An 11508-nucleotide genomic window follows, 5' to 3' on the forward strand; every position below is an offset into this window, starting at 1 on the left:
CCGGCCCGATGCGAACGACGAGGGGCGCCGCGAGATCCGGTCTCGCGGCGCCCCTTCGTGTCGCTACTCCCCCGCCGCCGGCCAGGCGTCGGCGATCTCCTGGCGCACCTCGCCGAGCAGGCGCGGCAGCGCCTTCGTGCCGGCGATGATCGGGAAGAAGTTCGAGTCGAGCGCCCACCGCGGCACGATGTGCTGGTGCAGGTGCTCGGCGATGCCGGCACCCGCGATGCGACCCTGGTTCATGCCGATGTTGAAGCCGTCGCAGTGCGAGACCTCTTTCACCACCCGCATCGCGATCTGCGTGAGCAGCCCGATCTCGGCCACCTCGTCGGCGCTCGCCTCGTCGTACGTCGCGATGTGGCGGTAGGGGCAGACCAGCAGGTGCCCGCTGTTGTACGGGTACAGGTTGAGCAGCACATAGGCGTGCTCGCCGCGGGCCACGATGAGCGACTGCTCATCGCTCATCTCGGGTGCGCGGCAGAACGGGCACGAGTGCTCGTCGGGCTGCTGCCCGTGCTGGATGTAGACGAGCCGGTGCGGGGTCCAGAGCCGCTGGAACGCATCGGGCACCCCCGCGAGGTCGGTCGAGGCGTCCGTCGGAACCCCGTCGAACTCGCCGGCGCCGTAGCTCACCCCGTCGCCGGTCATGCGAACAGGTCGTCCCGCGTGTTCACCAGCAGGCGCTCGGCGATCGCACCGCGCACCTTCTCGATCGCAGCGTTGATCGGCACGCCGTTCTCCTGGGTGCCGTCGCGGAAGCGGAAGCTCACCGTCTCGGCCGAACGGTCGTTCTCGCCCGCGATGAGCTGGAACGGCACCTTCTGCGTGGTGTGGGTGCGGATCTTCTTCTGCATGCGGTCGTCGCTCACGTCGAGGTCGGCGCGCACGCCGAAGCCCTTCAGCTGCTCGATGATCGCCCCGAGGTACGGTGCGTACTCGTCGGCGACCGGGATGCCCACCACCTGCACCGGCGCGAGCCACACCGGGAAGGCGCCCGCGTAGTGCTCGAGGAGGATCGCGAAGAAGCGCTCGATCGACCCGAAGAGCGCTCGGTGGATCATGATCGGGCGCTTCTTCTGGCCGTCGCGGTCGGTGAACTCGAGGTCGAAGCGCTCGGGCAGGTTGGGGTCGACCTGCACGGTCGACAGCTGCCAGGTGCGCCCGATCGCGTCGCGCGTCTTCAGGTCGATCTTCGGGCCGTAGAACGCCGCCTCGCCGGGCATCTCGGTGAGCTTCAGCCCGCTCGCACGGGCGACGTTGCGCAGCGCGTTCGTCGAGTACTCCCAGAACTCGTCCGAGCCGATCCACTTGTCCTTCTCGTCGTCGCGCATCGAGAGCTCGAGCTCGAAGTCGTCGAGGCCGAAGTCGCGCAGCATCGAGATGACGAAGTCGATGACCTTGGTCGCCTCCTCCTCGAGCTGCTCGGGGGTGACGAAGAGGTGCGAGTCGTCCTGGGTGAAGCCGCGGACGCGGGTGAGGCCGTGCAGCGCGCCCGAGAGCTCGTTGCGGTACACGGTGCCGTTCTCGGCGAGCCGCATCGGCAGGTCGCGGTAGCTGCGCCCGCGCTCCTTGTAGATGAGGATGTGCATCGGGCAGTTCATGGGCTTCAGGTAGTAGTCCTGGCCCTGCTTGGTGATGTTGCCCTCGGCGTCGCGCTCCTCGTCCATCACGATGGGCGGGAACATGCCGTCCTTGTAGGTGACGAGGTGGTTCGAGGTGAGGAAGAGGTCCTCCTTCGAGATGTGCGGCGTGTACACGTAGGTGTAGCCGCCCTCGATGTGCCGGCGACGGGCGTGCTGCTCCATCTCCATGCGGACGACGCCGCCGCGGGGGTGCCAGACCGAGAGGCCCGAGCCGATCTCCTCGGGGAAGCTGAACAGGTCGAGGTCGCGGCCGAGCTTGCGGTGGTCGCGCTTCGCGGCCTCCTCGAGGCGGTGCTGGTACGCGCGCAGCTCGTCCTTGGTGGGCCACGCGGTGCCGTAGATGCGCTGCAGCTGCGGGTTCTTCTCGGAACCGCGCCAGTAGGCGGCGGCGATGCGGGTGAGCGACCAGCCGTTGCCGATCATGCGGGTGTTCGGCAGGTGAGGCCCCCGGCAGAGGTCCTTCCAGACCGTCTCGCCGGTCTTCGGGTCGACGTTGTCGTAGATCGTGAGCTCGCCGGCGCCGACCTCGACGCTCTCGTTGTCGTCGCCCGACGAGGCCGAGCCCTTGAGCCCGATGAGTTCCAGCTTGTACGGCTCGCTCGCGAGCTCCTCGCGGGCCTCGTCGTCGGTGACGACGCGGCGCATGAATCGCTGGCCGGCACGGATGATCCGCGCCATCTCCTTGTCGAGCGCCTTGAGGTCGTCGGGGGTGAACGGCGCTGCGACGTCGAAGTCGTAGTAGAAGCCGTCGGTCACGGGCGGGCCGATGCCGAGCTTCGCCTCGGGGTTGATCGACTGCACCGCCTGCGCCAGCACGTGCGCCGCCGAGTGGCGGAGGATGTTCAGTCCGTCGGGCGAGTCGATCGTGACCGCCTCGACGACGTCGGCGTCGGTCACCGTCGTCGCGAGGTCCTTGAGCTCGCCGTTGACGCGCATCGCGACAACGGAACGGTCGGTGAAGAGCTCGAAGCCGTCAGCCACCTGGATCCACTCCTTGGAATTCTCTCGAAACGAACCCTTCAACTGTAGTCGTGCGCGCGCACCCTCCCGCGCCGAGCGAGGTCGGCACGGATCGCCCGTCGAGCGCGAGCGTCCACCCCGAACGGGGGTGTACCCCAAGAGTCCTGATTCGGGGGACAATCCCTGTGGACCGGTCGCTGGCCGGACCACCGGGTTCCGGTGAAAGCGAAAGCCGGTCACCGGGATCCGGCCCTCTCCTTCGAGCTGCGACGAGCGCGGCGAGCCATCCGTGACGACCGCGGCGGGTCATCCGCGACGACCCGGAAACGACGAAAGCCCCGGCTGATGCCGGGGCTTTCCGTGGTGGGCGATACTGGGATCGAACCAGTGACCTCTTCCGTGTCAGGGAAGCGCGCTACCGCTGCGCCAATCGCCCAGAATCGAGTGCGAGGCTCTCGATCTGGAGGTGGATACGGGATTCGAACCCGTGTATACGGCTTTGCAGGCCGCTGCCTCGCCTCTCGGCCAATCCACCGTGTATGGGTTCTCCACCAAAAGAACAGGAGTCAAGCATGTGCTTGATCCTGATCAGAGCGGATGACGAGATTCGAACTCGCGACCCTCACCTTGGCAAGGTGATGCGCTACCACTGCGCCACATCCGCGTTGCTTTCGCATTTCTGCGTGCAGAGAAGACTTTATACACACTTCGGGCGATTCACAAACCGAGCGTCCCCCGAGCGCCGTTCCGGCCGGTCAAGCCGCCATTCCACGACCGATTCCCGGGCGTGTCGAGCCTCGCCGACGAGGCGAGCACCCCTCACCTGTCGCTCGATGTGCATTCGCCCCCGATCGTCGGCTAGTATCGAGTCCGCGGTCACCGAGAGGTCGCCGCGAATCCCTCAGGGCGATTGGCGCAGCTGGTAGCGCGCTTCCTTCACACGGAAGAGGTCGTCGGTTCGAGCCCGGCATCGCCCACTGAGCACAGAACGCCCCCGACCTCGGTCGGGGGCGTTCTGCATTTCCGCACGACGCGGGTCGGCTGCCGCCTGATCGGGCGTCAGCGCCACCCGTAGCGCTGCGTGAGCGCCCCGGCGACGAGCTCGAAGCGGCGCTCGTCGAGCGAGGCCGCCTCGCGCCGCATGCCGCCGGCGCGCACCCGGAACACCCGATCGGTCTTGGCCCAGCTGGGCCGCCCCGAGGCATCCCAGGGCCCGTCGCCGAGCGAGACGTAGTCGCGGTCGCCGTCGTGCGCCTTGCTCGTGAGCTGCACGGCCAGGTAGTCCCCCGCCTGCGATGCGGCGACGATGACGACGGGGCGGTCCTTGCCGCGCCCGTCTCGCTCCTCGTAGGGCACCCAGGTCCACACGACCTCGCCGGGGTCGGGATCGCCATCGGGGGTCGGCGCATAGCTCAGCTCGACGCCGCGCAGCCGGTCGGGGTCGATCTCGATCGTCGCGTCGTCGCCGAACTGCCCGGGCGAGGACTCGCCGGCGAACGGCGCCGGCCGCGTGGCATCCGCCCTCGACGGGGAAGCCGGGGCGGTGGTCGGGGACCCCGCCGACGACCGGGTGGATGCGGGCGTGATGATCGCCCGCAGAACGCGCCCGAGGGCGGTGAGGAAGCGGCTGGTGTCTGACACACCGGGCACACTACCCCACCGCCCTCTGGCGGCCGGAGCGTCGATCAGACGGTCTCGAGCTTGTAGGCGTCCTCGCCGTGCACGACGGTGTCGATGCCGGCGATCTCGTCCTCGTTCTTCACCCGGAAGCCCATCGTCTTCTGGATGATCGTGCCGATCGCGAAGGTCAGCACGAAGGAGTACGCGAGCACCGAGACCGCGGCGATCGCCTGCACCGCGAGCTGCGTGAAGTCGCCGCTGTAGATGAGGCCGGTGTTGTTGGCGAAGATGCCGAGGTAGAGCGTGCCGATGAGGCCGCCGACGAGGTGGATGCCCACGACGTCGAGCGAGTCGTCGAAGCCGAACTTGAACTTCAGGTCGATCGCGAGCGCGCAGACCGCACCGGCGACGAGGCCGAGCACGATCGCCCAGACGGGCGTCAGCGAGGCGCAGGCGGGGGTGATGGCGACGAGACCCGCGACCGCGCCCGAGGCGGCGCCCACCGAGGTCGGCTTGCCGTCCCTGAGCTTCTCGACGAGGAGCCAGGCCAGCAGGGCCGCAGCCGGGGCCGCGATCGTGTTCACGAAGGCGAGGGCGGCGGTGCCGTCGGCGGCGAGCTCGGAGCCCGCGTTGAAGCCGAACCAGCCGAACCACAGGAGACCCGCGCCGAGGAGCACGAACGGCGGGTTGTGGGGCACGTGGGCGCCCTTCGAGAAGCCGACGCGCTTGCCGAGCACCAGTGCGAGGGCGAGGGCCGCGGCACCCGCGTTGATGTGCACGGCCGTGCCGCCCGCGAAGTCGATCGCGCCGACGCCGAAGAACTCCTGCATGCCGTACGTGATCCAACCGCCGTAGGCGAAGCTGCCATCGTCGGCGAGGCCGAAGTTGAAGACCCAGCTCGCGACCGGGAAGTAGACGATCGTCGCCCAGATGCCGGCGAAGATCATCCACGCGCCGAACTTCGCACGGTCGGCGATCGCGCCCGAGATGAGGGCGACCGTGAGGATCGCGAAGGTCGCCTGGAACGCCACGAAGGCGAGCGGCGGGAATGCGGCGTCCTCAGGGGTCTCGAGGAGGCTCGTGAGGCCGATCGCCGACCAGTCGATCGACCAGGGGGCGACGAGGCCCTCAGCGCCGGGGAACGCGATGGCGTAGCCGTAGAGCACCCACAGGACGCCGATGAGGCCCAGCGCACCGAAGCTCAGCATCATCATGCTGATGACGCTCTTGGCCTTGACGAGCCCGCCGTAGAAGAACGCGAGCCCTGGGGTCATCAGCAGCACCAGGGCTGCGGCGATCAACAGGAACGCGGTGTTGCCTTGATCCATCTCTCGAACCTCTCTCGGAATGCAGGGCGGGGGACCCTGTGCGCCCCAGTTTCACGAGGGGACGTTTCGAGAGGGATCGTGCGATGTTTCCGGCCCGTTACGGGTCGCCGCGCCATGTGAACAGCGCGTTTCGGGAAGCTGCCGATCGGCGAGGAACTCGCCGTGCGACCGCTCAGTCGTGCGGCGGCAGCTCGCCCGAGGTCAGCGCGATCATGCGCGAGATCGCCCGCAGGTACTTCTTGCGGTAGCCGCCCGACATCATGTCGCCGCCGAACACCTGGTCGAGGGCGAGGCCGCTCGTGATGATCGGAACCTCGGCGTCGTAGGCGCGGTCGATGAAGGCGACGAGCCGGAGCGCCGCGTTCTGGTCGGTGAGCTCGTGCACGCCCTGCAGGGCGATCGCGTCGAGCCCCTGCACGAGCTTCACGTACTTCGAGGGATGCACGGTCGCGAGGTGGGCGATCAGCTCGTCGAAGGTGTCGAGCGAGACGCTGTGGTCGCGTGCGGCGAGAGCGTGCGCGGTGCGCGCGACCTCCTCGTCGGTCGAGAGCGCGATCGCGTGGCCCTCGGTGTCGCGGCGGCGGTAGTCGAGGCCGTCGATGCGCAGGGTCTCGAAGTTCGAGGAGAGCGCGTGGATCTCGCGCAGGAAGTCGGCGGCGGCGAATCTTCCCTCGCCGAGCGCGTTGGGCGGCGTGTTCGACGTCGCCGCGACGCGCGTGCCGCTCGCCATGAGCTCGCCGAGGAACCGCGTCATGAGCATGGTGTCGCCCGGGTCGTCGAGTTCGAACTCGTCGATGCAGATGAGCTTCGCACCGCGCAGCAGCTCGATCGCCGGCTGGTAGCCGAGTGCGCCGACGAGCGCGGTGTACTCGATGAAGGTGCCGAAGTACTTCGGGCCGTGCGCCACGTGCCAGAGCGCGGCGAGCAGGTGGGTCTTGCCGACGCCGAAGCCGCCGTCGAGGTAGACGCCAGGCAGTTCGATGCGGGCGGGGCGCTTACGGGAGAAGAAGCCGCCCGGCCTCTGGGCCGCGCGCCAGGCGCCCGCGAACTGGTTCAACCGTTCGAGGGCGGCCTGCTGCGACGGGAAGTCGGGGTCGGGCCGGTACGACTCGAAGGAGGCGTGCTCGAACTGCGGCGGCGGCACGAGCTCGGAGGCGATCTCGGCGCCCGAGATGGCCGGGTTGCGGTCGACGAGCCGGATGGGGACGTGGCTGGAGGCCGAGGTCATGCTGGTGAGCTCCCGTATTGCACCGGATGACGGGTGCCGTGACTGCGCCCCGCAGGCCGCGTAGATTCGAGTGTGGACAGGTGATCAGCCTAGTCCGCTCCCCCGCACAGCCCGCCGACCAGGCGATCCCAGGAGGTCCCCATGCCCGCCGAGTTCGACTCCGCTGCGAAGTTCGCCGAGTACGCCCACCCCGAGCGGCTCGTCTCCACGTCCTGGCTCGCCGAGCACCTCGGCGACCCCGGCCTCGTGGTGGTCGAGTCCGACGAGGACGTCCTGCTCTACGAGACCGGCCACATCCCGGGCGCCGTGAAGATCGACTGGCACCTCGACCTCAACGACCCGGTCGTGCGCGACTACGTCAGCGACGAGCGGTTCGCGGCCCTCCTCGGCTCGAAGGGCATCTCGCGCGACACGACGATCGTCGTCTACGGCGACAAGAGCAACTGGTGGGCGGCGTACGCGCTGTGGGTCTTCACGCTCTTCGGCCACGAGGACGTCCGGCTCCTCGACGGCGGTCGCGACCTCTGGATCGCGGAGGGCCGCGAGATCACCACGGATGCCACGGAGCCGACCCCGGTCGACTACCCGGTCGTCGCACGCGACGACCGCGCGGTGCGCGCCTTCAAGGAGGACGTGCTCGCCCACCTCGGCAACCCCCTCATCGACGTCCGCTCCCCCGAGGAGTACAGCGGCGAGCGCACGACCGCTCCCGCCTACCCCGAGGAGGGCGCACTCCGCGCCGGCCACATCCCGACCGCCGCGTCGGTGCCTTGGGCCCGCGCCGCCGCGGGCGACGGCACCTTCAAGGGCCGCGCCGAGCTCGATGCGATCTACCGCGACGAGGTCGGGCTCGCCGACGGCGACGACATCGTCGCGTACTGCCGCATCGGCGAGCGTTCGAGCCACACGTGGTTCGTGCTGACGCACCTGCTCGGATTCGACAAGGTCCGCAACTACGACGGCTCGTGGACCGAGTGGGGCAGCGCAGTGCGCGTGCCGATCGTGACGGGCACCGAGCGCGGCGAGGTGCCCGCGCGCTGACCCGCAGCGGCCGCCGACGACCGCGCGAGCCTGCGGCCGTCCGCCCAGTCGCGGCCGCGCGCGCGTTCGGCCGTGGGAGAATTGAAGCGATGGATCAGACCACGCTGCCCGAACGCCTCGCCGAGACCCGCGACGACTTCCTCGCCCTCGGCGTGCGCGACCGGCTCCAACTGCTGCTCGAGTTCTCGAACGAGCTCCCCGAGCTGCCCGAGCGCTATGCCGAGCACCCCGATCTGCTCGAGCGCGTCGAGGAGTGCCAGTCGCCGGTGTTCATCTTCGTCGAGGTCGACGGCGGCATCGTGCACCTGTACGCGACGGCGCCCGCCGAGTCGCCGACGACGCGCGGCTTCGCGTCCATCCTCGTGCAGGGCCTCGCAGGCCTCACGGTGGAGCAGGTGCTCGACATCCCGGCCGACTACCCCCAGTCGCTCGGCCTCGGCGAGGCCGTCTCCCCCCTGCGGGTTCGCGGCATGACCGGCATGCTCGCCCGCACCAAGCGCCAGCTGCGCGAGCGGGTCGCCGCGCTCTGACGACGCCCAGGGAGGCCCGGTCGCCGCGCCTCAGCCGACGATCTCGACCGCCGCGCCGTCGTGGTCGGCGGACGTCCGCGCGGCGAGCCAGGCGGTGATGAGTCCGTTCCACCGCTCGGGATCGTGGTTCCAGAGCTTCGTGTGGCGTGCCCCCGTGAACTCCTCGAACTGGATGAGATCGGGGCGGGATGCCGCGAGCCGGCGCGATCCGTCGATGGGCACGAATCCGTCGTCGTCGCTGTGCATCAGCAGGATCGGCACCGACAACTCGCTCGCCCGTGCGACGGGGTCGAGCTCCTCGAGCGAGATCGGGGCGGCGAGCCCGGTGAGGCCGCCGCCGTACGGGGCACCGAGGAGCCGCGCCACGACGTCGCCGAGCTGCCGGGGCAGTCCGAGTGCGCCGCCCTGGAACCGGAGGATGTCGACCCAGTCGATCGCCGGCGAGTCGAGGATGACGCCGACGAGGTGCTCGCGGACCTCGTCGGAGCGCAGCACCGCCTGCAGCGAGATCATGCCGCCCATCGACCACCCCATCAGCACGATCTCGTTCGCGCCGTGCTCGCTCGCGTACCGCACTGCGGCGACGACATCGGCCCACTCCGTGCCGCCGAGCCCGTAGCGGCGATCGCTGCTCTCGGGCGCCTCGCCGTCGTTGCGGTACGAGATGAGGAGGCTGTTCCAGCCGGCGGCGCGCGTGGCATCCACCGCTCGGAGCGCCTCGTGCCGCATCGCACCGCGCCCGTGCACCTGCACGACCCACCGATCGCTCGGGCCGTCGGCGGGAATCCACCACGCCGGCGCCGGGCCGAGCGGGGTCTCGACGACGACGTCCTCGTAGGGGGCGTCGAGCTCCCAGGGTCCGAGGTGGTACCAGCCGTCGATCCGCCCCCTCGTCGCCCTCTCCGGCCGCCCGAAGTCGGTCGAGGTGAGCGCGCGGCGCACCCGGCCGCCGCGTTCCTCGATCACGTCGCCGAGTCGGGCGTGCCCCGAGTCGTGCTCGAACCAGAGTCCGTATCGGCCGCGCATCCGCGCCTCATCGCCGGCGGCGAGCGTGATCTCACCGGCGGCCGAGTCGACGCCGAGGATCCGGAGGTCCTGCTCCCGTCGAGCGGGCGGCGTCACGACCTTGCGGGCGAAGACGACGGTGAGCACGGCGGCCGTCGCCCCCGTCACGAGCGCGATCACCGCAGCGAGCAGCGCTGCCGCTCCGACCATCGCCCGGACCGCTCCGACTCGTTCTCCGCGCTGCGCCATCGGCATCCTCCCCGTCAACCGTCCCGTGTGCGTCGCGATGCGGCGTGCCGCCGTCACCGGTTCCGGTCGAGACTCTAGTCTGCACTCGTGCCCGACCACCCGTCCTCGCTTCCCGCCGAGTTCGAGGCAGCACTCGCCTCGATCCGAGCAGCCGTTCCGCGCGCCGAGCTCGCGGTGTCGGAGATCCCGGCGCCCGGCGGCCTCGCACCGCATGCGGCAGCCCTGTCGGCCGATGTGTCGCCCACGCGCCACGGCGACGACTCCGAGCTCGGCACCGGCCGGTTCATCCTGCTCTACGACCCCAGTGAGCCCGAGGCCTGGGGCGGCCGCTTCCGCGTGGTGTGCTTCGCGCAGGCTCCGCTCGAGACCGACATCGGACTCGACCCGTTCCTGGCCGAGGTCGCGTGGTCGTGGCTGATCGATGCGCTCGACGCCCGTGGAGCCCATTACATCGCCGCGTCGGGCACAGCGACCAAGATCCTCTCGACCGGGTTCGGCGAGCTGGCCGCCCAGGGCGACGGCGCGCAGATCGAGCTGCGGGCGTCGTGGACCCCCCTCGACGCCGAGATCAAGTCGCATGTGGAAGGCTGGAGCGAGTTGCTGTGCATGCTCGCAGGGCTTCCGCCCCGATCGGAAGGGGTGACCGCACTGCCCCGTCGGAGGTCGAATCGTGGATGACTACCGGGTGATCGAGACGCCCGCGGAGTTCGACGGCGCCGTCGCGAGCCTCCTCGGCGGCGAAGGGCCGATCGCGGTCGACGCCGAGCGGGCGAGCGGCTTCCGCTATTCGCAGCGGGCCTATCTCATCCAGATGTACCGCCGCGGTTCGGGCGTCTTCCTCTTCGACCCGCCGCAGATCCCCGACTTCTCCGCCCTGCAGGATGGCATCCACGCCGAGGAGTGGGTGCTCCATGCCGCCAGCCAGGACCTCGCGTGCCTCCGCGAGGTCGGGCTCGACCCCGATCGCATCTTCGACACCGAGCTCGCGGCCCGGCTGCTCGGCATGCCGCGGGTCGGCCTCGCGTCGGTCGTCGAGGAGCTGCTCGACATCAAACTCGCCAAGGAGCACTCCGCGGCCGACTGGTCGTCGCGGCCGCTGCCGCAGTCCTGGCTGAAGTACGCGGCCCTCGACGTCGAGCTGCTCGTCGACGTGCGCGACCGACTGGTCGACCGCCTCGCCGACGCCGGCAAGACCGACATCGGCGGGCAGGAGTTCGATGCCGTGCTGCATCGCGCGGCGAAGCCTGCCTCGGCCGAGCCGTGGCGGCGCCTCTCCGGCATCCACGCCATGCGCAACGGGCGGAACCTCGCCGTCGCCCGGGAGCTCTGGCTCTCCCGCGACGAACTCGCGTCCTCGACCGACGTCGCCCCCGGCCGGCTCGTCCCCGACGCCTCGATCGTCGCCGTCGCGAAGTCGCTGCCGTCGACCCGCCGCGCCCTCGCCGATCTGCGCGAGTTCACGGGGCGCCAGAGCCGCAGCGAACTCGACCGCTGGTGGACCGCGGTCGAGCGCGGACTCACGACGACGGAGCTCCCCGCGGTCCGGGTGCCGAACGACGCCCCGCCGCCGCCGCGCGCGTGGGCGGCGCGCAACCCCGAGGCCGATGCCCGGCTGAAGCTCGCGAGGACGGCCGTGGCCGAGCTCGCGGAGTCGCTCGAGATGCCGGTCGAGAACCTCCTCACCCCCGACTTCCTGCGGCGGGTGGCGTGGTCGCCGCCGGCGCCCGCCGACGCCGAGTCGATCGGCTCGGCACTCGCCGAGCTCGGCGCACGGCCCTGGCAGGTTGCCGCAACTGCACAGATTATCGCTGCCGCGTTTGTGGGGGCGTCACAAGCCCTGCTCGACGCCACCTCCGACGATTCGTAGGATCCGTCAAGCGATTCAGCACGCCCGCAACGCCCTT

The 11508-nt window shown here is 70.1% G+C and carries 10 protein-coding genes and 4 tRNA genes; 5 read left to right on the top strand and 9 right to left on the bottom strand.

What is annotated here, in order from left to right:
* Positions 1–63: 63 nt before the first annotated feature.
* From ACFVTR_RS11560 to ACFVTR_RS11580, 5 genes are all read right to left on the bottom strand, one after another.
* Entirely contained in the window at positions 64–648 is a 585-nt protein-coding gene (locus ACFVTR_RS11560) for an HIT family protein (RefSeq protein WP_387037415.1), read from the bottom strand.
* Positions 645–2579 carry a threonine--tRNA ligase gene (gene thrS, locus ACFVTR_RS11565; RefSeq protein ID WP_387037755.1) on the bottom strand — a complete coding sequence of 645 codons (1935 nt, stop codon included), beginning with the start codon at positions 2577–2579 and terminating at the stop codon, positions 645–647. Before thrS ends, ACFVTR_RS11560 begins: the two co-directional genes overlap by 4 nt.
* Before the next feature lie 385 nt (positions 2580–2964).
* Positions 2965–3039: transfer RNA gene (locus ACFVTR_RS11570), tRNA-Val, on the bottom strand.
* Between the two features lie 25 nt (positions 3040–3064).
* Positions 3065–3138 (bottom strand) — tRNA-Cys (locus tag ACFVTR_RS11575).
* A 57-nt stretch (positions 3139–3195) separates the two neighbouring features.
* Positions 3196–3267 (bottom strand) — tRNA-Gly (locus ACFVTR_RS11580).
* 240 nt (positions 3268–3507) lie between these two features.
* Between ACFVTR_RS11580 and ACFVTR_RS11585 the strand changes: the two genes are divergently transcribed.
* Positions 3508–3580: transfer RNA gene (locus ACFVTR_RS11585), tRNA-Val, on the top strand.
* Positions 3581–3662: 82 nt separating this feature from the next.
* Here the strand turns inward: ACFVTR_RS11585 and ACFVTR_RS11590 are convergent.
* The 3 genes from ACFVTR_RS11590 to zapE all read right to left on the bottom strand — a co-directional run bounded on the left by ACFVTR_RS11590 (position 3663) and on the right by zapE (position 6779).
* A complete protein-coding gene (locus ACFVTR_RS11590; protein WP_387037417.1) occupies positions 3663–4244 on the bottom strand; it encodes a type II toxin-antitoxin system PemK/MazF family toxin in 582 nt (193 codons plus the stop codon).
* A gap of 44 nt (positions 4245–4288) precedes the next feature.
* Positions 4289–5551 carry an ammonium transporter gene (locus tag ACFVTR_RS11595; protein ID WP_387037419.1) on the bottom strand — a complete coding sequence of 421 codons (1263 nt, stop codon included), beginning with the start codon at positions 5549–5551 and terminating at the stop codon, positions 4289–4291.
* Between the two features lie 172 nt (positions 5552–5723).
* Positions 5724–6779, bottom strand: coding sequence for a cell division protein ZapE (zapE, locus tag ACFVTR_RS11600; RefSeq protein WP_387037421.1), 1056 nt, complete (start codon positions 6777–6779; stop codon positions 5724–5726).
* A gap of 141 nt (positions 6780–6920) precedes the next feature.
* On the opposite strand from zapE, the gene ACFVTR_RS11605 reads away from it, so the two are divergent.
* Positions 6921–7820: a sulfurtransferase gene (locus tag ACFVTR_RS11605; protein ID WP_387037422.1), complete on the top strand. Its 900-nt coding sequence runs from the start codon at positions 6921–6923 to the stop codon at positions 7818–7820.
* 89 nt (positions 7821–7909) lie between these two features.
* Entirely contained in the window at positions 7910–8350 is a 441-nt protein-coding gene (locus tag ACFVTR_RS11610; protein WP_387037424.1) for a SufE family protein, read from the top strand.
* A 30-nt stretch (positions 8351–8380) separates the two neighbouring features.
* On the opposite strand, the gene ACFVTR_RS11615 is transcribed toward ACFVTR_RS11610, so the two are convergent.
* Positions 8381–9604: an alpha/beta hydrolase family protein gene (locus ACFVTR_RS11615; RefSeq protein ID WP_387037425.1), complete on the bottom strand. Its 1224-nt coding sequence runs from the start codon at positions 9602–9604 to the stop codon at positions 8381–8383.
* 87 nt (positions 9605–9691) lie between these two features.
* Between ACFVTR_RS11615 and ACFVTR_RS11620 the strand changes: the two genes are divergently transcribed.
* A complete protein-coding gene (locus ACFVTR_RS11620; RefSeq protein ID WP_387037427.1) occupies positions 9692–10282 on the top strand; it encodes a DUF3000 domain-containing protein in 591 nt (196 codons plus the stop codon).
* Complete coding sequence (locus ACFVTR_RS11625) at positions 10275–11471, top strand: HRDC domain-containing protein (protein ID WP_387037429.1); 1197 nt, start codon at positions 10275–10277, stop codon at positions 11469–11471. The genes ACFVTR_RS11620 and ACFVTR_RS11625 overlap by 8 nt, the downstream gene beginning before the upstream one ends.
* Positions 11472–11508 lie beyond the last annotated feature (37 nt).

The sequence above is a fragment of the Agromyces sp. NPDC058126 genome (assembly GCF_042884595.1).
In the GTDB taxonomy this organism is placed as follows: domain Bacteria; phylum Actinomycetota; class Actinomycetes; order Actinomycetales; family Microbacteriaceae; genus Agromyces.

What these genes read in the sequence shown, in the direction of transcription:
- ACFVTR_RS11615 (WP_387037425.1), bottom strand. Translation starts at nt 9,604, where the DNA reads ATGGCGCAGCGCGGAGAACGAGTCGGAGCGGTCCGGGCGATGGTCGGA.
- ACFVTR_RS11595 (WP_387037419.1), bottom strand. Translation starts at nt 5,551, where the DNA reads ATGGATCAAGGCAACACCGCGTTCCTGTTGATCGCCGCAGCCCTGGTG.
- ACFVTR_RS11605 (WP_387037422.1), top strand. Translation starts at nt 6,921, where the DNA reads ATGCCCGCCGAGTTCGACTCCGCTGCGAAGTTCGCCGAGTACGCCCAC.
- zapE (WP_387037421.1), bottom strand. Translation starts at nt 6,779, where the DNA reads ATGACCTCGGCCTCCAGCCACGTCCCCATCCGGCTCGTCGACCGCAAC.
- thrS (WP_387037755.1), bottom strand. Translation starts at nt 2,579, where the DNA reads ATGCGCGTCAACGGCGAGCTCAAGGACCTCGCGACGACGGTGACCGAC.
- ACFVTR_RS11560 (WP_387037415.1), bottom strand. Translation starts at nt 648, where the DNA reads ATGACCGGCGACGGGGTGAGCTACGGCGCCGGCGAGTTCGACGGGGTT.
- ACFVTR_RS11610 (WP_387037424.1), top strand. Translation starts at nt 7,910, where the DNA reads ATGGATCAGACCACGCTGCCCGAACGCCTCGCCGAGACCCGCGACGAC.